Source organism: Nonomuraea sp. NPDC049625, from assembly GCF_040675285.1.
In the GTDB taxonomy this organism is placed as follows: domain Bacteria; phylum Actinomycetota; class Actinomycetes; order Streptosporangiales; family Streptosporangiaceae; genus Nonomuraea; species Nonomuraea angiospora_A.
Map to the genome: position 1 here is coordinate 1 of NZ_JBFAOQ010000033.1, position 20,774 is coordinate 20,774.

Below are 20,774 nucleotides of genomic sequence, written 5' to 3' on the forward strand. Positions count from 1 at the left end.
CCTTGATCAAAGCAGCGACAGCCGACCACGCTCCCGCCCCAGCCTGACGACTTGACGAACATAGGGGCATCCAAACGGTCGTGATCGAGGACCTCTCCGTCCGCAACATGGTGAAGAACGGCAAGCTCGCCCGCGCGATCTCCGATGCCTCGTGGCGGGAGTTGCGGGGCATGCTGGAGTACAAGGCCGCCTGGTATGGGCGGGTGGTGGTCGTGGTGGATCGCTGGTTCCCCTCCTCCAAGCTGTGTTCGGCGTGCGGGGGCACGCAAACCGAGATGCCGCTGAACGTCCGGCAATGGGTCTGCGTGTGTGGCGCGATCCATGACCGGGACGTGAACGCGGCCCGCAACCTCTTGGCCGCCGGGCTGGCGGACAAGTAAAACGCCTGCGGAGCTGGTGTAAGACCTCAACGAGAGTCCTCTCAGGCGGGCGACCGGCGATGAAACAGGAACTTCCACGGGTGACCGTTGGAACCCCTCATCCACAAGGGGAAAGCCAAGACTCCGCATTCTCCGATGTACGGCCTCCCGAGTCCAATCGCAGGAGAAGACGATGATTCGCTATACAACTCTTAATTGAGAGTCTACTCTCAAAATTATGCGACTTCCCATCGAACGCAACCAGGAGTGCCCCTTCGACCCGCCCGCGCGCCTGCGCGACCTGCCGCCGATGGCCCGGCTGGAGATGGCCGACGGGCATCAGGGCTGGCTGGCCACGACGATGGCGGCGGCCCGCACCGTGCTGGGCGACCCCAGGTTCAGCGCCAGGCAGGAGCTCAAGCACGCCGCCGTGCACGTGGTGCGCCCCGGTGGTGCCGCCCGGCCCGCCCCGCCGGGGTTCTTCGCCGCCACCGACCCGCCCGAGCACACCCGCTACCGCCGCCTGCTCACCGGGCAGTTCACGGTGCGCAGGATGCGCCTGCTGGAGCCGCGCATCGAGCAGATCGCGGCCGACCATCTCGACGCCATGGCGAAGGCGGGCCCGCCGGTCGATCTGGTGACGGCCTACGCCCTGCCGATCCCGTCGCTGGTCATCTGCGAGCTGCTCGGCGTGCCGTACAGCGACCACGACTTCTTCCAGGACCGCAGCGCCGCCCTCGTCACCCCCGACAGGGACGGCGCGCAGGCGACGGCCGACCTCACCGCGTATCTCGGCGAGCTGGTACGCCGCAAGCGGGTCGAGCCGGGCGACGACCTGATCAGCGGCCTGACCGGCGAGCTGACGGACGAGGAGCTGACCTACGTCGCGCTGATCCTGCTCGTGGCGGGCCACGAGACGACCGCGAACATGCTGGCCCTGGGCGTGTTCGCGCTGCTGAAGGAGGGACTGCCCTTCGAAGAGGGCCCAGTGGAAGGCGCAGTGGAAGGCCCAGTGGGAGGCGCAGTGGGAGGCGCAGTGGAGAGAGCCGTGGAGGAGTTGCTTCGCTGGCTGTCGATCCTGCACCAGGGAGCGCCGTCCAGGGCGGCGCTCGAGGACGTGGAGGTGGCGGGTGAGCTGGTCAGGAAGGGGGAGACGGTCGCCCTGTCCCTGCCCGTGATCAACCGTGACGGCGCGGTGTTCGAGGATCCGGACGCGCTCAGGCTGGACCGGCCGGACGCGCGGCGGCACCTGGCGTTCGGCCATGGCGTGCACCAGTGCCTGGGGCAGCAGCTCGCCAGGAACGAGCTGCGCATCGGCTACCGGGCGCTGTTCGAGCGCTTCCCCGGCCTGCGGCTGGCCGTCCCCGCCACCGAGGTGCCGCTGAAGCACGACGCCTCGGTGTACGGGGTGAGATGCCTACCGGTGACCTGGCCGACTGCCGACTGAAAGGCCACCTGGCCGACTGCCGACTGAAAGGTCACCTGGCCGGCTACCGGCTGAGGTGCTCCAGGGTCTGGTCGCGGCAGCCGGAGGGGGCGTTCACCGGGTTGCAGCGGGCCGTGGCGCCGCCGGGCAGCTCCGCCACGTAGTCGCTGCCGTTCCTGGCGGACAGGCCGATCACGGGGAAGTCGGTGCTGACCATCTGCGCGCCGCTGTCCAGCGCCGCCTTCAGCCTGCTCGTGTCGCCCGACCTGGCCTCGGTGAAGGGCACGTCGGACCGGGTGCGTACGTAGTACCCCTTCCGTACGAGGTCCTGGATCTGCGCGGTGTTGGCGCCCTGCGGCTCGTTCCAGCCGACGAAGGCGGCGTCGGGGCGGCCCGGACGCGAGTTCGTGAACAGCACCCGCCCCTCCAGGCTCGGCCGGCCCGCCTTGTAGGGCGTCTGGATGTTCTCGCCCTGGTTGTCCATGAAGAACATGACCTTGCCCCGCGAGGAGGACAGCTCGGGCCAGCCGTGCTTGAGCACGGACTGTTCGAGGGTGAGCCCCGGCCGCCGGACGTCGTCGGGCGTGATGAGCCGATCGCCGGGGAACACCGACCGGATCTCGGCGTCCAGTGCGTCCATCAGCGCGGTGTCCCACGCCGGGCTTTTGGCGCCGCCCATCGCCTCCTTGGCCGGGTCGGTGCTCTTGAACTCGGTGAGGATCGTCAGCGGCACGTGCCCGGGATGCGCGTCGGACCATTCGCGCACCTGGCGCAGGCAGGTGGCCAGGGCCGAGCAGTTGGTGCCGTAGTCGTGGTCGGCCCAGTGCAGCACCTTGAAGCCGGGCTTGGCGAGCGCGGGGTCGTTCAGCGGCGGCAGCCCGGCGTCCCGCCTGACCAGCGGGTTGGCGTAGAGGCCGCCCTGCGGGTCCGGGAAGACGTCCAGCTCGATGCCGCGCACGTGCTGGGCGCCGAACTGGTTCGGCAGGGCGGTGTGCGAGTACTGCAGGTTCCACCAGTTGGCGTCGGTCCTGCGCTGCACGTCCTTCTCGGCGTCGGTCAGCTCGCGGTGGTAGCTGTTGTGGGTGGCCATGGTCTGGATCTGGTTGATCCGCAGGTTCCCGCGTCCGGCCGTGGTGGCGGCTGTGGTGGCGTCCGCGGCGGGTACGGACGCGAGCGCGGTCAGGGCGGTGGCGGCGAGGCCGACGAGGGCGAGGCGGCGCATGGGTCTCCTAGCAAAGGGGTTTTACCGGGACAGACCATCGAAGTCAGGGGTTAACGGTCGATCACGAAATATCCAAACGAGCTAGGAAATATGCGGGAACGTCAGAGGATGGCCAGCGGGGTCACCGGGCTGCCCGTGCCTCCCTCGATCCTGAGCGGCGCCACCACGAACACGAACTCCGTACACCCCCTCTCCCCCAGCTCCTCCAGCCACAGCATCTCGATCAGGTGGACGCCGTGCCGGTGCAGCAGGATGAGGTGCAGGTCGTCGGCGAGGCCCTCGTCGGCGAGCCCGCGGGCGTTGAGCCCGCCGATGGCGGCGTTGTCCGAGGCCACCACGGACACGTCGTGCGCCGCGAGCCAGCGGCCCGCCTCCGCCGACAGCCCGGGCTGGCCCGACCAGTACTCCTCGCGCGAGCGGCCCCACACCGCGGGCCACCCGGTACGGATCACCGCGGCGTCCCCCGGCCGCGGCGTGGCGATCTCCGCCAGCAGCTCGGCCGGGATCCGGAAGTCGGCCGGCAGGTGGTCGAGGCCGAGGCGCCGGGGCGCGTCGAACAGCACTCCCCTGGCCACCACGCCACCCACCTGCTCGATGCCGCACCTGGTCGCCCCGTAGGAGCGGACCCGGGCCGCCGGGTGGCCGTTGTAGAGCTCGTCGCCGGACCACATGTGGCACAGCGCGTCCATGTGGGTCGTGGTGCCGTGGTGGCTGACGACCAGCGCGTCGTCGGCCACGTACAGGCCCTCCCCGATCGCGCGGGCGCCGGCCGCGTAGTCGCCGCCGTCCACGGACATGAAGTGCTGCGGCAGCGGGCGGCCCGGCAGGTGCGGCACCGTCGTGGGGGCGGGCGAGGAGGTGGCGCCCCTGATCGGCATGGCCAGGCTCAGCACCTCGCCCGTGGTGGCGCTGCGCAGCGCGTCGAGCACCACGGCCGGGGTGAGGAGGTTGAGGGTGCCACGCTGATCGTCTGGGCCGAATCGTCCCCAGTTGTTAGGCTCGTGAACCAAGTAAGCGCTTCCTTTCTCCTGTCTCACACGGAGGTGTGATGCACTGCGATCCGCGGTTCTCCCGCGTGCGCGAGGTGTTCGAGCGGCAGCTCGCCGACGGGGCGGAGCTGGGCGCCGCCTTCGCCGTCCAGCTGGACGGCGAGCTGGTCGTGGACCTGTGGGGCGGCGTGGCCGACCGGCACACGGGCCGGCCGTGGGAGCACGACACGCCCGCCTTCGCCTACTCCTGCACCAAGGCGATCACCGCCACCGTGCTGCTGCGGCTCGCCGAGCGGGGGCTGGTGGACGTTTCGGGGGCCGTCGCGGACGTGTGGCCGGAGTTCGCGGCCCGGGGCAAAGAGGCGATCACCGTCGAGCACCTGCTCACGCACCAGAGCGGGCTGCCGGTGGTGGAGGAGCCGGTGCCGGTGGAGGAGTTCGGGGACCTGGCGGCCATCGCCGCCCGGCTCGCCGGTCAGGCGCCGCTGTGGGAGCCGGGGTCGGCGCACGGGTATCACGCGCTGTCGTACGGGTTCCTGGTGGGCGAGGTGATCAGGCGCGTGACGGGCAAGTCGGTCGGCGAGCTGGTGTCCGCCGAGATCGCCGGGCCGCTGGGGCTGGAGCTGTGGGTGGGAGCGCCGGACACGGTGATCGCCCGTACGGCCCGCCTCAAGGCAGGCGAAAGCCCCCAAACAGGTGCGGGCCCGGCACCTACCGAAGGGCAGGCCGAGATGGCCAAGGCCGCGCTCGATCCGCACAGTCTCATGAACCGGGCGCTCGGCAATCCCGGCATGCACCGGCTCAAAGGCGGCGCGAACCACCCCGTCATCCTGCGCGCCGGCTGGCCCGCGGCCGGGGTCGTCACCACGGCCAGGGGGCTGGCCGGGTTCTACCGGTCGCTGATCGCGGGCGACCTGCTGCGGCCCGAGACGCTGCGGGACGCCGTACGCCCCCGCGTGCACGGCCCCGACCGCGTCCTCTTCCTGGACACGTCGTTCGGCCTCGGCTACATGCGGCCGTCGATGACGTTCCCGATGCCGTCCGAGACCGCGTTCGGCCACTCCGGGCTGGGCGGCTCCCTCGGCATCGGCGACCCGGAGCGCGGGCTGGGCATCGGCTACGTCATGAACAAGATGGCCAACGCCGTCTCCGGCAACCTGCGCGGCCTGCGCCTGGTGCAGGCCGTCTACGACTCGCTCTGACCGCCGCATGATCGCTCACTGCATCGTGACGCCGCCGCTCACCGACAGCGTCTGCCCGGTGATGTACGCGGCGCGGTCCGTACAGAGGTAGGACACCAGGCCCGCCACGTCGGCGGGCGTGCCGAGGCGGCGCAGCGGGATGCCCCGCGCGATCCTGTCCACCAGCCCCGGCTCGGCCGCCGACACCCGGCGGAGCATCGGCGTGTCCGTGGGGCCCGGGCAGACCACGTTCGAGGTGACGTGCGCCTTGGCGGCCTCCCGGGCGATCGTCTTGGCCAGCCCGAACAGGCCCGCCTTGGTCGCCGCGTACGCGCCCTCGCCGCCCGACCCCGCCCTGGCGCCGTCCGAGGAGATGAACACCAGCCGCCCCCGCCCCCTGGCCGCCATCCCGGGCAGCAGCAGCTTGGTGAGCAGCATCGGCCCGCGCAGGTTGACCTGCCACATGAGGTCCCAGTTCGCCGGGTCGCTCTCGGTGAACGGCTCCACGATCGACACCCCGGCGTTGTGCACCAGGATGTCCACGGGACCCACGGCGCCGCCGAACTCCGCGACGGACGCCGGCGAGGTCAGGTCGACGGCCAGCGCCCGCGCGCCGGGCAGGCCGGAGGCCACCTTCTCCGCGTTCGGCAGGTCCACGTCGGCGACGACGACCTCCGCGCCCAGCGCGGTCAGGTCCGTGGCGATGGCCGCGCCGATCGCGCCCGCTCCGCCGGTGACCACCGCGACGCGCCCGTCCAGGCGCAGCCCGTCCATCACTTCCACATCTCAACAAGGTCGGCGGTGGTGGCGCGGGTGGCGAGGAGGCTGACCGTGTGTTTCAGCACGGCCTGCGCGTACTCCTCCGGGATGCCCGCCACCGCGTCCCTGACCACGGTCACCCGGTAGCCCAGGTTGACCGCCTCCAGCGCGAGCCCGGGGATGCCGAGGTTGAGCGAGACCCCCAGCGCGACCACGTGGGAGACGCCCAGGGAGCGCAGCGTCATGTCGAGCGAGGTGCCGGTGAACGGGGAGAACCCGTGATGGCGGCGGCTCTCCAGGTCGCCGCCGTCCCACAGCTCCGGGAGGACCTCGGTGGCGGCCGTGCCCTCCAGCATGTGGCCGGGGTCCTTGAGCAGGGCGACGATGAACGGGCAGTTGTCCGTGTGGGAGCCGGACCGGTCGGGGCGGAAGGCCGCCGTGCAGTGGATCACCGAAATGCCGGCCGACCTGGCCGTGTGGAGGAGGCGGGCGGCGTTGGCGACGACGTCGTGCCGCGCACAGGCCGCCACCAGATCCGGAAATTTCGTGAGATCGCCGACGACGCCCCTTTGCATCTCCATCACCAGCACGGCCACGCGCTCCACAGGCGACCTCCGTCGATTTAGCCGAGCGCTTGCTTGGGACGCCTCAGCATATCACCCACGACACAGGGTTATTTCGCATTAACGCCCGGCGAAATATCTCCAGTCGTGACAACCCGAACCCCGGGTGAGACCGTCGAATCGATGACGGCTGCTGATGGGGGTTCGACTTGGTCCCTGGTTACCGTGAAGTTCGCCAGCTCGGCGCGGGCCGTACCGGCCGCGTGTTCCTCGCCACCTACCAGCAGACCGGCGCCTACGTGGCGATCAAGTACCTGAACGCCACCCTGCGCAGGGACGCCGAGTTCATGGACCGCTTCCGGTCGGACACCCACGAGCTCGTCGAGATCGACGACCCCAACGTGGTCCGGCTCTACGAGTACGTCGAGACCCCCACCAGAGCGGCCGTCGTCATGGAACTGGTGGACGGCGTGTCATTGCGTACGCTGCTGGACGAGCACCGCGGGATCAGCCCGGAGGCGGCCCTCACCGTGCTGAAGAGCACGCTGCTGGCCCTGGCCGCCGCGCACGAGCGAGGGGTGCCGCACCGCGACGTCAAGCCGGAGAACATCCTGGTCCAGGCCGACGGCACCAGCAAGCTGGCCGACTTCGGCGTGGTCGTGCACGCGGAGGAGCCGGGCGTGCCCGCGGGCAGCCCCGAGTACATGTCGCCCGAGCTGTGGACGCAGGACCGGGCGGGGCCGCCGGCGGACGTGTACGCGGCGGCGTGCGTGCTGTTCGAGGCGGTCAGGGGGCGTCCGCCGTACCGGGCCGTCAAGGAGGGCGAGGACGGGACGCTGGACGTCCCGGCCGTGCGGGACAAGCACCTGGTGGAGCCGGTGCCGCTGGAGGTCGCGCCCGACTCGCTGCGCGACCTGCTCAGGCGCGGGATGGCCAAGGACCCGGCGACCAGGTACGCCTCGGCCCGGCAGTTCGCGGCGGAGCTGGAGGAGGACGCGGTCGCCGGGTACGGCCCGGACTGGGAGAAGCGCGGGCGGCGGCATCTGGGCGAGCTGGCCACGCTGCTGGCCCTGCGCTTCCCGTTGGCCAGGACCGAGCGGGCCTCCGGAGTCACGACCACCCTCCGGGACCGGGTGCTGCGGATGCCCCGGCTGCCGCCGTACCTGTGGGTGGCGGTGGCGACGGTGGCCGCCGTGGCGATCTCGCTCATGTTGTCGGGCGGGCGCATGCCTCCGGGGCCCGGCACGATCCTGATGCCGCCGCCCAAGACGGCGCAGACCGAGCCGGAGCCGGCGCCCGTGGACGCGGCCCCGCCCACCCGGACCCGGACCTCCGCGGCTCCCCGGCGCAGCACGCCCGCGCGCACGGTCTCCCCTCCTCCCAGCCCTCCTCCCAGCCTTCCTCCGACGGTGCGGCAGGGCGGGACCTCGGTGCCGCGTCCGACCGCGGTGCGGGCCGCCGGCATCGTGGGGTGGAGCGGCACGGCGGGGGCGATCACGGTCTCGGCGGACGGCACGGGGCCCGTACGGTTGCGGATCTCGTACACGCGGCGGGAGGGGGAGGGCGGGGCGGCCCGGACGGTGCGGCAGGAGACGCGGACCTTACGGGGGAGCACGGCTTACACCAGTGCCGTCACGCACGATCCTGGAGGCGTTCCCTGCGGGAAGCGGGCGTATGTCGGGATCGTGGTGATGACGGAGCCGGCGGCGGGGAACGGGCCGCAGGTGAGCGAGGTCGCCGTCGACGGTCCCGCCTGCCCCACGCCTACGCCGACTCCCCACCCGCCCACACCTACGCCTACGCCTACGCCGAGAGAGGAGCACAGCAGGACGGCCGTCGGGACGCCCACGCCGTCGGAGGAATCTTTCGCCCGATCGTCGGACGAGCCCACCGGCCGGCCCTCCGAGGAGCCCATGATGCTCCTCTCGACGCCCGAGGAGGAGCCACCCTTTTAGCGGCTGAGTGAGGGCCTTGTGGGGCAACCAAGCGTGCGCTAGCTTGGCAAGCGATGAGCGGTGACACCTCTGCGTACTGGGCCGCCTGCAGGCGCGGCGAGCTGGTCGTCCAGCGCTGTACGTCCTGCGACCGCCGCGTCCACCTCCCCGAGGCGGCCTGCCCCTGGTGCGGTGGCGGGGAGCTCGTCTTCGAGCCGGTCGAGGGCGAGGGCGTCGTGCACACCTTCACCGTCGTGCACCGCTCGTTCGCCCCCGCCTACCGGGGCCGGGAGCCGTACGTGATGGCCTGGGTGGACCTGCCGGCCGGCGTGCGGGCGTTCGGGCACGTGGTGGGGTGCGCCCCCGGCGAGGTACGGGTCGGCATGCCGGTACGCGTGACGTTCATCGACGAACTCCCCCATTGGAGGCCCGCGTGAAGCTCGGCAACGTGCTCATCCCCGTCGCGAACCTGGACGAGGCGATCGCCTTCTACGGGCTGCCGGTGAAGTTCAGGGACAGTGACAGGTTCGCGGCGCTCGACGGCGGCGGGGTCACCGTGGCGCTGGCCGGGCCCGCGGAGCACGTCACGACCTCGGTCGCGCCGTCGTACAAGGTGGACGACGTGGCGGACGCCGTGCGGGAGCTGACGGAACGCGGCGGCGAGGTGGTGCGGGAGCCCGAGAAGGGGCCGCACGAGATCCGGGCGGTGCTGCGCGACCCCTCAGGAAACGTCTTCGTGCTCTATCAGCCCCTCTGACTGGAGGCCTCCCCCATGGCGCGATCACCTTACGGCAACTACGGCCACGCGATCCTGACCGCCGGAGCGCTGCGCACGCCCGACCAGGTCGCGCTCACGTACTGCGGCGAGCAGAGCTTCACCTACGACCAGCTCAACAGGAACGTCAACCGCCGCGCCCACGCCCTCCTGGAGAAGGGGGTCGGGCCGGGCCGGCGGGTGGCGGCGCTGCTCAACGAGACGCTGCGGGTGGCCGAGGTCTACCTCGCGCAGGCCAAGATCGGGGCGGTGACGGCGGCGCTGAACCCGTACTGGCCGGTGGAGACGCTGCGTGACGTGGTGGCGGCCTCGGGGTGCACGGCGTTCGTGTACGACGCGACGGTCGAGGGCGTGGTCGCGCAGATCAGGGACTCGCTGCCCGGCGTGACCACGTGGATCGACGTGCGGGAGCTCGAAGGCGCCTCCGACGAGGAGCCGCCGATCAGCGGCTGGTACGACGACCCGCTGGCCCTCTACTACACCTCGGGCACGACGGGATTGCCGAAGGCGGTCGTGCACACGCACGCGTCGTCGCTGGCCACGGCGCAGATCTGGCTGGACGTGCCGCGCGGCCCCGACTCGGTGTTCGGGACGGGCGCGATCATCTGGGGCATCGGCTTCCCGGCCATCGTCGGGCCCGCCCTGTACGCCGGGATGCGGCTGGTGCTGGAGCAGGACTGGGGCCCGGCGAACTTCCTGCGCGTCGTCCCCCGCGAACGGGTCACGCATCTCTCGCAGATCCCCTCGTTCTACGCGGCCCTGCTCGCGTCCCCCGAGCACGAGGACGTAGACCTGTCGTCCATCCAGGTGATCATGCTGGGCGGTGAGCCGCTGACCGCGACCATGCTCGAACGGATCAAGACCAGGCTGCCGCAGGCGGGCGTGTACTCCTACTACGGCCAGACCGAGGCCCCGTACACGTGCATGGGCCGGGTGGACGACGGTACGATCCCGCTCGGCTCCTCCGGCCGTCCCCGCACCGGCAACGCGGTGCGGATCACGGACCCGAACGGCGAGTGCGTGGTCGGCGAGGTGGGTGAGATCAACCTGGCCGGACCGCACCGGATGACCGGCTACGACGGCCTGCCCGAGCGGACGGCCGAGGTGCTGCGCGGCGAGTGGTACGTCGGCGGCGACCTCGGCACGCTCTCCCCCGACGGCGTGCTGCGCGTGCTGGGCAGGCGGGAGGACTCGATACTCAAGGGCGGCGTCTGGACGCAGCCGGTCGTGATCGAGGAGGCGGTCTCGGCGCTGGACGGCGTGGCCGAGGCCGGCGCGGTGGGCGTGCCCGAGGGGGCCTCCGAGCAGGAGGTCCTGCTGGCTGTCGTGCCGCGGGCGGGGCACACGCTGGACGCGTCCAAGCTGGCGCTCGCGCTGGCCGACACCCTGCCGGCCCATCAACGGCCCGACCACATCGTGGTGGCCGACGCGCTGCCGCACTCGCAGGACGCCTCCGGCGGTCCCGGCAAGCTGCTGCGCGGGAAGATCCGCGAGCTGCTCGGGTGAGCGCGTACGAGCACGAGGTCAAGGCGCTGCTCAGCGCGGCCGGGGTGCCGGTGCCGCGCGGGATGGTGGTGCACGACCTGGACTTCGACCGGGCCGGGGAGCTGGCCGAGCCGCTGGTGCTGAAGGCGTTCGGCCCGGGACTGGTGCACAAGTCGGACGTCGGCGCCGTCGCGCTGGGGCTCTCCAAGGAGGACCTCGCCGCGGCGGCGGCCGGCATGCGGGCCAGGCTGGAGGTCGCGGGCTTCCTCGTCGAGGAGCAGGCCGAGGCCGGCGTGGAGCTGATCGTGGGCCTGGTGCGGGACCCCGGGTTCGGGCCGGTGCTCCTCGCCGGGCTGGGCGGGGTGTGGACGGAGGCGCTGCGCGACACGGCGCTGCGGCTCTGCCCGATCTCGGAGGAGGACGCGCGGCGCATGCTGGCGTCGCTGCGCGGGTCCTCCGTCCTGTACGGGAGCCGCGGCGGCCCACCGGTGGACGTGGACGCGGTGGTCAAACTGCTCATGACGGTCGGCGGCCCGGGTGGGCTGTGGGAACGGCTCGAACTGGGCGAGTTCGAGCTGAACCCGGTGATCGCCGGCCCTTCCGGGGTGATCGCGGTCGACGCCCGCTACCTGCCTTCCCCGGGACCCGTGGCGGGCGCGTCCCGCGCGGCGACGGACTTCCTGCCGCTCTTCGAGCCCAAGGCCGTGGCCGTCGTCGGGGCCTCCACGACCAGGCCGAACTTCGGGAACATGTTCCTCGGCTTCTACCGCGCCGCGGGCGTCCCGCTGGTGGCCGTGCATCCGACGGCGGCCGAGGTGGCGGGGGTGCCGGCCGTGCCGTCCCTCGCCGAGGCGGACGTGGACTACGCCCTCATGGCCGTGCCCGCCGAACGCTGCGCCGACGTGCTGCGGGAGGCGCGCGGGGTGCCGTTCGTGCAGGTGATGAGCGGCGGGTTCGCCGAAACCGGCCGGCCGGACCTGGAGGAGGGGCTGGTCGAGGCGGCGCGGGCGGCGGGCACGCGGCTGCTGGGGCCCAACTGCATGGGCGTGTACAGCCCTCGGGGACGGCAGACGTTCGTCGGGGGCGGGCTCGGGCCCGCCGGGACGGTGGCGCTGATCTCGCAGAGCGGCGGGCTCGCGGGCGAGGTGATCAAGGTCGGGGAGCGGCGCGGGCTGGCGTTCAGCCGGGTCGTCACCGTGGGGAACTCGGCCGACGTGACCCCCGCCGAGCTGCTGCGCTGGCTCGCCCGGGACGAGGAGACGCGGGCCGTCGGGCTGTACCTGGAGGACCCGCGTGACGGGCGCGAGCTGTTCGAGGCGCTGCGCGCCGCGGAGCTGCCGGTGGTGCTGCTGGTCGGCGGACGGAGCGGGCAGGGGCAGGAGGCGGCCGCGTCCCACACGGGCGGCATGGTGAGCGACCGGCGGGTGTGGGAGGCGGTGGCCGAGCAGGCGGGGGCGGTGCTGGTCGCCGCCCAGGACGATCTGATCGGGGTGCTGGCGTACTTCCAGGCGCACGGCTCGCGCTCAGGCGCCGCCTCCGGCGGCGTGCTGGTGGTGGGGCCGAGCGGGGGCGCGAGCGTGCTGGCGGCGGACGTGTTCGACCTGGCGGGGGTACGGCTGGACCCGCTGCCCCCGGACGCCCTGGAGGCGCTGCGCGGGCTCGGGGTGGTGGCCTCCGGCAACCCGCTCGAAGTGCCGGTCGGGCCCCTGGGCCGGGCCGGGCTCGTGCCCGAGGTGGTCTCCGCGCTGCTGCGGTGCAGGCCGTACGGCGACGTGGTCCTGCACGTGAACGTCCAGGCGTTCTTCACCTACGGGGACGCGGCGGAGCCCCTGTACGCCTACACGCGGGCCGTGGCGCAGGCGCAGGCCGCGCTGCCGGGCACCAGGATCACCCTCGTCACCAGGAACGGCGAGTGCGCGCCCCCGGGGGTCGAGGACGAAGTGAGGCGGATCGCGGCGGAGGCGGGGATCCCCGTCTACCGCTCCATGGAGGCGGCGGCGGTGGCCGTTGCGGCTGGAGGGCGTTATGGGGTTGCTTGAGGGCAAGGTCGCGTTGATCACCGGTGGCGCTCGCGGGATGGGGGCGGCGCACGTGCGGCTGTTCCTTGAGGAAGGGGCGCGGGTGGTGTTCGGTGACGTGCTGGACGAGGAGGGGAAGGCGCTGGCCGAGGAGACGGGGGCCGCGTTCGTCCATCACGACGTGACGAGCGTCGAGGACTGGGATCGGGCGGTGGCGACGGCCACCGAGCTGCACGGCCGGCTGGACGTGCTGGTCAACAACGCCGGGATCCTGAAATTTCGGCGCATCAGCGATATGTCGCCCGAGGACTTCGACCGGGTGATCGGCGTCAACCTCAAGGGCACCTGGCTCGGGATCAAGTCGGCGATCGACCCCATGAAGGCGGCCGGGCGGGGCGCCATCGTGAACATCTCCTCGATCGAGGGCTACGTCGGAGCCGAGGGGCTGTCGGCGTACTCGGCGTCGAAGTTCGGGGTGCGCGGGCTGACCAAGTCGGCGGCGCGAGAGCTGGCCCGGTTCAAGATCCGGGTGAACTCGGTGCATCCCGGCGCGATCAACACCTCGATGGCGATGGACCCCGACATGATGAACGAGGTCGACGCCGACGCCTTCGTGAAGTCCATGGTCATCAAGCGCTTCGCCAAGCCGGTGGAGGTGTCCCACGTGGTGGCCTTCCTGGCCTCGGATCGGGCCAGCTACTGCACGGGCAGCGAGTTCACGGTGGACGGCGGGCTGCTCACGGGCGCGGGGTACTGACTCGGGGCAAGGCTCTCACCTGGTACGAGGTAGATCTTTTTGGATTAAACCTCCTTAGCTTGGACATTTCTGGCAACATCTTTGACCAGCGGGTTCTTGGTCTAGGAAAGCTTGAACGTCACTTGGTGCTGGCTTGACCTGCCGAGACGGCACGGTAGCCTCGCTCATCACGGAAGACGACAAGCCTCCGGTTTTGTCCCAGTAGTCACAGGGTGTCCCTTTACCCGGGATCTATGCGGACAAACCGGCTTGCCCGGAAGGTGTCCCCATACTTCCATGACGCCAGAGATGCAGAAGTACATCGAGTTGCTGGAGAGCCAGCTCGGGTATGCCGAGAAATCAGGGGCGTACACCAAGTTCGGCAACTGGTACGGCAAGAACGTCGAGTTCGACGCCGACTACAGCGCTGCCCCATGGTGCGACATGTACCTCTCGTGGGCCGCGCACAAGCTCGGGTACGAGGACTGGATCGGGCAGTTCGCGTGGACCGTGTCGCACGCGGAGTGGTTCAAGGAGCAGGGGGCGTGGGGCCACAAGCCCAAGCCCGGGGCGTTCGTCTTCTACGACTGGAGCGGCTCGAACAGCATCGACAACATCGACCACGTCGGCATCGTGACGAGGGTCGAGGGTGACACGATCTTCACCATCGAGGGCAACATCGACGGCGGCGTCGCCAAGCGCAAGGAACGTGACACAAGCAAGGTCGTCGGGTACGGCTACCCGGAGCGCATCAAGTCCCGCCTGGACGAGGAGGCGGCCCGGCAGCAGCGCGAGGCCCAGAAGAAGGCCGAGGAGCAGGCCGCCCTGCAGCCGGGGCCGGGCACCGACGTCGGTGCGCTCCAGCAGCTCTCCGGGAACGAGCTGCTCACCTCCCTGATCCCCCACAGCGAGGTCCAGGAGCCCGCCCGGGCCCCTGAGACCGGAAGCTCCCCCGCGAAGAAGGAGCCTCAGGCGGCTCCCACGCCCGCTTCCCCCAAGGTCGCCACCGGCTCCGCCTCGGACGGCACGACCGCCGAGAGCCCCAAGCAGCCGAAGAAGGCCAAGCACGCCAAGCCGGCGACGGCCGACACCACGGCGGCGACCGCCGAACCGATCCCCACGCACGCGGACGCCTCGGCCACCGGCCCGATGCCGGCCATCTCCTCGCCGACGCTGGTCGGCTCCGCCCTGGTGGCGGCCCTGGCCCTGCTCGCCGTGGCCAAGACCCGCCGCCTGCGGGCCGCCCCGGTCACCGCTGGGGCCACGACGCCTAGCCCCGCCGCCAGCCGCCGCCGTCGCCGCCGCAAGCTCGAGGTCGAGCCGGTCCGTACGAGCCGCCGAACGGCCGCACTCCAGCCGACCGCGCCCCTGGACCCTGTCACGGCCACAGCCGCCCTGGACGCAGCCGCCCTGGAAGCCTTCCAGCCCGCTGCAGCCCTGGACACCGCCGCACTGGCCCCCGCGGCCCGGGACGCCCTCCAGCCGGTTACGGCCCTGGAAGCCGTCCAGCCCGCCGCCCGGGCCACCGGACGCCGGAGGCGCCCGCTCGACACGCGTCCCTTCGACCTCGCCACGGACGCCGACCCCTTCGACGCCTTCTTCGCCTCCCGGCCGGCCGAGCCCGCCCGGAGCGGGCCGGTCGAGATCCTGGTGGACACCGGACCGCTGGAGCGCTTCGTGGACACCGGGCCGTTCGAGCGCATCGTCATCCCCCAGGCGACCAGCGCGTTCGACGCCTTCAGCCCGACCGACGGCAGGGGCGACGACGTCCTCGACATCGGCGCCACGTACCAGGGACGTCGCCGCCGCCTCGGGCGCCCCTCCGACGAGCCCGGGACGGCCGACCTCCCGCTGCGCGGCCGCCGGCACCGCCGTCCGGCGCCCACCCAGGGCATGCACATCGGCGGCGCGCAGCCGTTCGCGCAGGACGCCCCGCTGGCGGGCCGCCGCCACGCCTCCGCCGGGTCCCCGCAGCCGCACCGGCGGGAGGACGAGCGCCAGCTGGTCGGCGCGGGCGGCACCGGCAGGGGCGCCTCCAGCCACCCGGCCAGGAGCGCCCCGAGCCAGCCCGGCAGGAGCGCCCCGAGCCAGCCCGGCAGGAGCGCCCCCGGCCAGCCCGGCCGGAGCACGTCCGGTCAGCCCCGGAGGCGGGGCCGCCACCGCGCGTGAGCGACCCTCACGAGGCGGCCCTTACGGGGGCGACCCTCACGAGGCGGCCCCCACCCCGTAGTCGGCGGCGAAGGCGGCCAGCCGGGACACCGCGTCCCGGCTGCGGCTCCAGGGCCGTACGATCAGCCGCTCCACGCCCAGCGCCGCCCAGGCGGGCACCTCGTCGGGCGAGGCCAGCGCGTACGCGTGCGCGGTCACCGGCACCCCCGCCCCCAGCCGGTCGAGCTGCGGCTTGATGGACTCGAGGGTGTGCGGCATGCTGATCCATCCGTCGCAGAGCCGGGCGGCCCGGCGCAGCGCGGCGGCCGACTCCCCGCCCGCGAGCACCGGCAGCCGCCGCTGCACCGGCTTGGGCTCGAACGCGACCTCGGGGAACGAGTAGAACCTCCCGGAATGGGTGACCACCGGCTCGCTCCAGAGCCGCCTGACCACCTCGATCGCCTCGTCCAGCCGGGCTCCCCGGGTGCGGAACTCGACGCCGGCCGCCTCCCACTCGCCCCGGTACCAGCCGGCGCCGACCCCGCAGATCGCCCGTCCCGACGAGACCACGTCCAGGGTGGCGAACGCGCGGGCGGACACGAAGGGGTGGCGCAGCGCGAGGAGCTGCACCGCCGTACCGAGCCGGACGCGGGAGGTCAAGGCGGCGAGCCAGCACAGGTACGCGGGCGCGTCGAACAGCGGCGTGCCGGGCTTGATCCCCGGGTCGGACGTGCCCGGGTAATGGGCGAGCGACAGGTCGGTGGCGAAGACGAGGTGCTCGGGCAGCCACACCGACTCGAACCCCAGCTCGTCCGCCGCCACCGCCACGTCCTTCCACACGTCCGGATGCACCAGTCCGAGCGGCACTCCGAACTTCATGGCCACCTCCGCAGGTCGCCGCCCAGGAGGGCGGTTCGGACGCGTTCCCGGTGCGACGCCGTGGTGCCGTACGCGGCCGACAGCGACCAGGCCCGCGCGAGCCAGAACCGCAGGTCCAGCTCCTCGGTGTAGCCGATCGCGCCGTGCACCTGCAGCGCCACCCGGGCCGCCAGCACGGCGGCCTCACCGGCGGCGGCCTTGGCGGCGCTCACATCCCGGTCGGCGGCCCCTCCGGCCCGATCCACGATCCCGACATCCCGATCGGCGGTCCCACCGGCCCCGTCCACGGTTCCGTCAGCCCGGTCCACGCTCTCGGCCGCCCGGTCCACCGACAGGGCCGCCCGGTGCACCAGCGGCGCGGCGAACTCCACCGCCACGGCCGCGTCGGCGAGCTGGTGCTTGACCGCCTGGAACGACCCGATCGCCGCACCGAACTGCGTCCGCACCCGCGCGTACGCGACGGTGACCGCGAGCAGCTCCCTGGCGACCCCGATGAGCTGCGCCGCCGTCGCCACCGCGGCCCGCCGCAGCACCCGCTCGACCGGGCCGCCCAGCTCCTCGGACTCGTCGAAGGCCACCTCGAACACGGGACGGCACGGGTCCGCCCCGGTCCTGGGCACCAGGCGTACCGACTCCCTGGCGACCAGGCGCCACCCGCCGTCCCCCGCCACCAGCAGCAGATCGGCCAGGTCGGCGTCCGGCGCGTACGCCTGCCCTGGCGGCAGCACGGCGACGCACAGCGCGCCGGAGGCCAGCTTGGGGTTGTCCGGCAGCAGGTACGGCGCCACCACGGCGGTCTCGACGACCGGCCCAGGAAGGCACGCCCGCCCGGTCTCCTCCAGCGCGGGCAGGACGTCGGCCAGCCCGAGCCCCAGCCCGTCGGACTCGGGAGGCGCCAGCAGGCCGAAGAACCCCAGCGCGGCCAGCTGCTCCCAGGCCGGCCGCCGCTCGGACCGCAGCGCGGCCGGTGGGCAGTGCGCCCGCAGCACGTCCCGCACAGTGGCGGCCAGCGCGAGCTGCTCGTCCGTGAATCCGAAGTTCATCGTGGCAGCCCCAGGACCCGTTCGGCGATGATGTTGCGCTGGATCTCGTTCGTGCCCGCGTAGATGGGCCCGGCCAGCGAGAACAGGAACCCGTCCAGCCAGCCCTCCTCCCCCGCCCGGTCCCCGAGCAGTTCCATGGCCAGGGCGTGCATGCGCAGGTCCAGCTCGGACCAGAAGACCTTCCCCATGCTGGACGCGGAGCCGATCTCCTCCCCCGCCATGAGCCGCCGCGCCGTCGCGAACGTGTGCAGCCGGTACGCCTCCGCCTCGGTCCAGCACCTGGCGGCCCGGTCGGCCGCCACGGGGTCGCCCGAGGAGCGGGCCAGCGCGACCAGCCGGTCGGCCGTGGCCAGGAAGCGGCCGGGGCTGCGCAGGGTGAGGCCGCGTTCGGAGGACGTGGTGGCCATCGCGACCCGCCAGCCCTCGCCGACCTCGCCGAGCACCATCGAATCAGGCGTGAACACCCCGTCGAAGTGCAGCTCCGCGAACCCCGGCAGCCCGTCGAGCTGCGCGATCGGCCGCACGGCGACGTCGGAGAGGGGGAAGAGGAAGTACGTCAGCCCCTTGTGCCGCGTCCCCGACGTGCGGAACAGGCCGAACCCGTGCGTGGCGTAGGCGGCCCGCGAGCTCCACGTCTTGTGCCCGTACAGGCGCCAGCCGCCGGGCACGGGCTCGGCGCGCGAGGTGAGGGCCGCCAGGTCGCTGCCCGCCTCCGGCTCCGACCAGGCCTGCGCCCACACGTCGTCGCCTCTGGCCATCCTCGGCAGCCACCGCCTGCGCTGCTCGGGCGCGCCGAAGCGCATGAGCGAGGGGCCCAGCAGGAAGATGCCGTTCTGGGTGACCCGGGCGGGGGCTCCGGCGGCCCAGTACTCCTCCTCGAAGATCAGCCATTCGATCAGGGAGGCGCCGCGCCCGCCGTACTCCTCGGGCCAGGAGACGACGGACAGCCGCTCGTCCGCCAGCAGCGCCTCCCAGGCGCGGTGCGCGGCGAAGCCCTCGGGGGTGTCCATGGACGGCAGCGGTCCCGGCACGTGCGCGCGCAGCCAGTCGCGAACCTCGGCGCGGAAGCCCTGCTCGGCCGGGGAGAAGTCGAGATCCACATAACCAACCTAGCGCACGCTTGGTAACCCGAACAGCGGTTTGCGGACATAGTCTGTTGGCCATGCAGGGACTGCTGCTGAAGCTGTCCACGCTCGACGCCGACGCGGAGAGCGCGGTGCGGGTGATCGCCTACTTCGACTCGCTGCTTCGCGACCACGTGAGCGTGCCCACGCTGCTCTCGGCCACGGCGCGGCTGGCGCAATGCCCGGTCGGGCTGCTCGACGCGGCCACCGGCCGCCGCACCCGCACGTCGCCCCGCGGCGCCGTGGACACGCCCGCCGAGGCCCCGGCCCAGGTCAGGGAGCTGAGCGACGGGCTCGGGGCGGTCTGGATGGAGCGCGAGGGGCCGGCGCACGGACTCGACGAGATCGTCCTCGAACGGTACGCGGTGGCGGCCGAGGTCACCCTGGAACGCGCGGCCGCGCTGGCACGCTCGGGGCAGGACCCCGCGCTGGTGGAGCTGGTGCTGTCGGCCGAGACCGGCGAGGCCGAACGCGCCCGTGCCCTGCGCCTGCTCGGCTTCGCCCCCTCCACCCCGCTCCAGGCGCTGGCGATCGCCCTGCCGGACCGGGGGCCGGACCGGGGGCCGGACCGGGGGCCGGACCGGGGGCCGGACCGGGAACTCGCCGCCGGCCTGCGCGCCATGGGCCACCAGGTGCGCGCCACCAGGATCGGCGACACGGAAGCGGTCCTGGTGGCGACCACCCTGCCCCGCGACCTTCCCGAGGGGTCGCGGGTGGGCATCGGGCCCGAGCTGCCGGGCGCGCGGGCGGCCGAGTCATGGGCCGGCGCGCGGACCGCGCTCCGCTTCACCGGCCCGCACGATCGCGTGATGCGCTGGTCCGAGCTGGGGGCCCTGGCGCTGTTCGCCGACCTGCCGGAGCCGGCGGTCGCGGGGCTGGCCGACGTCCGGGCGATGGAGCGGCTCGGCGAGGAGTCCCTGGCGGCGGTGCGGGCGCTGTGCCTGGCGGGCTCGGTCCGCGGCGCGGCCGCCACCGTGCACCTGCACCACAGCTCGATGGCCGCGCGCATCGCCAGGGCCGAGTCCGTGCTGGGCTTCTCGCTCGCCGACGCGGCCGGCCGCCTGCGCGCCCACCTGGCCCTCGCCCTGGTACGGCTGCGCGCCAACCTCAGACCGCGAACGCCCGCCTGAGCGCCGCCAGCCGGGCCGCCCGCGCCCGCTTGGACAGCTCGGCGTCCGGGACCATCCCGTCGAACCCGTGGAAGGCCCCCGGGTAGAGGTGGAGCTCGGTGGACACGCCCGCCTGCGACAGCCGCAGCGCGTAGTCGACGTCCTCGTCCCTGAACACCTCCAGCTCACCGACGTCGATGAACGCCGGCGGCAGCCCGGCCAGGTCCGTGGCCCGGGCGGGAGCCGCGTACGGGGGCACGTCGTCGGTGCCGATCCGGTCGCCCAGCAGGGCGGTCCAGCCGAAGAGGTTCGCGCTGCGGTCCCAGACCACCGCCTCGGTGAACTCGTGGCTGGACGGGGTGATGTTGCGGTCGTCCAGCATCGGGCAGACGAGCAGCTGGAACGCCACGTCGGGGCCGCCCCGGTCGCGGGCCAGCAGCACGGTGGCGGCGGCGAGCCCGCCGCCCGCGCTGGCGCCGCCGACCACGATCCTGGCCGGGTCGATGCCCAGCTCGCCCGCCGCCTTGGCGGTCCACACCAGCCCGGCGTAGCAGTCCTCGACCGGCGCGGGATGGGGGTTCTCGGGCGCCAGCCGGTAGTCGACGGAGACCGCCACGCACCCGAGCTCCTCGACGTAGCCGATCATCATCGCCTCGTCGATCTCGGGCGTGCCGATGATCATCCCTCCGCCGTGGATCCAGTACAGACCCGGCCGCCCCTCACCGCCGCCCGCCGGGCGGTAGATCCGTACCCGCACGTCGGGAGCGCCGTCGGGCCCCGGCACGTGCCGATCCTCGATCACCACGTCGGTGTCGGCCGGCGGCGCGGCGGCGAGGAACGCGTTGATCTGCGCACGGTGCTCGGGCAGTTCCTCGGGCGTCAGGTTCGCCGTGTCGAACGTCGGGAACGGTGTCCGCTCGAGAAAGGCGCGGATCTCTGGGTCGAGGTTGGGGTGGAATGCCATCTGATATCCCTTCTATGGGGCCACTCCTCGATGGTCAGAGCCCGCGCCTTGGCAGACAAC

Annotated in this window: 18 protein-coding genes and 1 pseudogene; 11 read left to right on the forward strand and 8 right to left on the reverse strand. The window is 72.7% G+C overall.

The window, feature by feature from the left end; translation table 11 throughout:
• Positions 1-71: 71 nt before the first annotated feature.
• Together AB0J87_RS61135 and AB0J87_RS61140 are read left to right on the forward strand one after the other, a co-directional pair.
• A pseudogene (locus AB0J87_RS61135) lies at positions 72-451 on the forward strand (RNA-guided endonuclease TnpB family protein); the annotation flags it as partial.
• Between the two features lie 146 nt (positions 452-597).
• Positions 598-1,806: a cytochrome P450 gene (locus AB0J87_RS61140; protein WP_363984781.1), complete on the forward strand. Its 1,209-nt coding sequence runs from the start codon at positions 598-600 to the stop codon at positions 1,804-1,806.
• A gap of 43 nt (positions 1,807-1,849) precedes the next feature.
• Here the strand turns inward: AB0J87_RS61140 and AB0J87_RS61145 are convergent, their stop codons facing one another.
• Positions 1,850-3,007, reverse strand: a complete 1,158-nt coding sequence (locus AB0J87_RS61145; protein ID WP_350724477.1) for a phosphatidylinositol-specific phospholipase C1-like protein — start codon at positions 3,005-3,007, stop codon at positions 1,850-1,852.
• A gap of 101 nt (positions 3,008-3,108) precedes the next feature.
• Positions 3,109-4,017, reverse strand: coding sequence for a cyclase family protein (locus tag AB0J87_RS61150; RefSeq protein ID WP_363984783.1), 909 nt, complete (start codon positions 4,015-4,017; stop codon positions 3,109-3,111).
• 38 nt (positions 4,018-4,055) lie between these two features.
• Between AB0J87_RS61150 and AB0J87_RS61155 the strand changes: the two genes are divergently transcribed.
• A complete protein-coding gene (locus AB0J87_RS61155) occupies positions 4,056-5,198 on the forward strand; it encodes a serine hydrolase domain-containing protein (RefSeq protein ID WP_363984785.1) in 1,143 nt (380 codons plus the stop codon).
• Between the two features lie 15 nt (positions 5,199-5,213).
• On the opposite strand, the gene AB0J87_RS61160 is transcribed toward AB0J87_RS61155, so the two are convergent.
• Together AB0J87_RS61160 and AB0J87_RS61165 are read right to left on the reverse strand one after the other, a co-directional pair.
• Positions 5,214-5,951 (reverse strand): SDR family NAD(P)-dependent oxidoreductase, encoded by a 738-nt coding sequence (locus AB0J87_RS61160; protein ID WP_350725322.1) that lies wholly within the window; start codon positions 5,949-5,951, stop codon positions 5,214-5,216.
• Entirely contained in the window at positions 5,951-6,541 is a 591-nt protein-coding gene (locus tag AB0J87_RS61165) for an isochorismatase family cysteine hydrolase (protein WP_363984787.1), read from the reverse strand. Before AB0J87_RS61165 ends, AB0J87_RS61160 begins: the two co-directional genes overlap by 1 nt.
• A gap of 167 nt (positions 6,542-6,708) precedes the next feature.
• Here AB0J87_RS61165 and AB0J87_RS61170 point away from each other — a divergent pair, with 167 nt between their 5' ends.
• From AB0J87_RS61170 to AB0J87_RS61200, 7 genes are all read left to right on the forward strand, one after another.
• Positions 6,709-8,454 (forward strand): serine/threonine-protein kinase, encoded by a 1,746-nt coding sequence (locus tag AB0J87_RS61170; RefSeq protein ID WP_363984789.1) that lies wholly within the window; start codon positions 6,709-6,711, stop codon positions 8,452-8,454.
• Positions 8,455-8,507: 53 nt separating this feature from the next.
• A complete protein-coding gene (locus tag AB0J87_RS61175; protein WP_363984791.1) occupies positions 8,508-8,870 on the forward strand; it encodes a Zn-ribbon domain-containing OB-fold protein in 363 nt (120 codons plus the stop codon).
• Positions 8,867-9,190: a VOC family protein gene (locus tag AB0J87_RS61180; protein WP_363984793.1), complete on the forward strand. Its 324-nt coding sequence runs from the start codon at positions 8,867-8,869 to the stop codon at positions 9,188-9,190. Before AB0J87_RS61175 ends, AB0J87_RS61180 begins: the two co-directional genes overlap by 4 nt.
• A gap of 15 nt (positions 9,191-9,205) precedes the next feature.
• Positions 9,206-10,714, forward strand: a complete 1,509-nt coding sequence (locus AB0J87_RS61185; protein ID WP_363984795.1) for a class I adenylate-forming enzyme family protein — start codon at positions 9,206-9,208, stop codon at positions 10,712-10,714.
• Positions 10,711-12,732: an acetate--CoA ligase family protein gene (locus AB0J87_RS61190; protein ID WP_363984797.1), complete on the forward strand. Its 2,022-nt coding sequence runs from the start codon at positions 10,711-10,713 to the stop codon at positions 12,730-12,732. Before AB0J87_RS61185 ends, AB0J87_RS61190 begins: the two co-directional genes overlap by 4 nt.
• A complete protein-coding gene (locus AB0J87_RS61195; RefSeq protein WP_363984799.1) occupies positions 12,719-13,468 on the forward strand; it encodes a glucose 1-dehydrogenase in 750 nt (249 codons plus the stop codon). Before AB0J87_RS61190 ends, AB0J87_RS61195 begins: the two co-directional genes overlap by 14 nt.
• Before the next feature lie 276 nt (positions 13,469-13,744).
• Positions 13,745-15,616, forward strand: coding sequence for a CHAP domain-containing protein (locus AB0J87_RS61200; protein WP_363984801.1), 1,872 nt, complete (start codon positions 13,745-13,747; stop codon positions 15,614-15,616).
• A 36-nt stretch (positions 15,617-15,652) separates the two neighbouring features.
• Here the strand turns inward: AB0J87_RS61200 and AB0J87_RS61205 are convergent, their stop codons facing one another.
• From AB0J87_RS61205 to AB0J87_RS61215, 3 genes are read right to left on the reverse strand one after another with little or no spacing between them, the layout of a single operon-like run.
• Positions 15,653-16,474 (reverse strand): TIGR03619 family F420-dependent LLM class oxidoreductase, encoded by an 822-nt coding sequence (locus AB0J87_RS61205; RefSeq protein WP_363984803.1) that lies wholly within the window; start codon positions 16,472-16,474, stop codon positions 15,653-15,655.
• Positions 16,471-17,517, reverse strand: a complete 1,047-nt coding sequence (locus tag AB0J87_RS61210; protein WP_363984805.1) for an acyl-CoA dehydrogenase family protein — start codon at positions 17,515-17,517, stop codon at positions 16,471-16,473. The genes AB0J87_RS61205 and AB0J87_RS61210 overlap by 4 nt, the downstream gene beginning before the upstream one ends.
• Positions 17,514-18,617 (reverse strand): acyl-CoA dehydrogenase family protein, encoded by a 1,104-nt coding sequence (locus AB0J87_RS61215; RefSeq protein WP_363984807.1) that lies wholly within the window; start codon positions 18,615-18,617, stop codon positions 17,514-17,516. Before AB0J87_RS61215 ends, AB0J87_RS61210 begins: the two co-directional genes overlap by 4 nt.
• A 62-nt stretch (positions 18,618-18,679) precedes the next feature.
• On the opposite strand from AB0J87_RS61215, the gene AB0J87_RS61220 reads away from it, so the two are divergent.
• Positions 18,680-19,771, forward strand: a complete 1,092-nt coding sequence (locus AB0J87_RS61220; protein WP_363984808.1) for a helix-turn-helix domain-containing protein — start codon at positions 18,680-18,682, stop codon at positions 19,769-19,771.
• Here AB0J87_RS61220 and AB0J87_RS61225 read toward each other — a convergent pair.
• Positions 19,749-20,714, reverse strand: coding sequence for an alpha/beta hydrolase (locus AB0J87_RS61225; protein WP_363984810.1), 966 nt, complete (start codon positions 20,712-20,714; stop codon positions 19,749-19,751). The genes AB0J87_RS61220 and AB0J87_RS61225 overlap by 23 nt on opposite strands.
• Between the last annotated feature and the right edge of the window lie 60 nt (positions 20,715-20,774).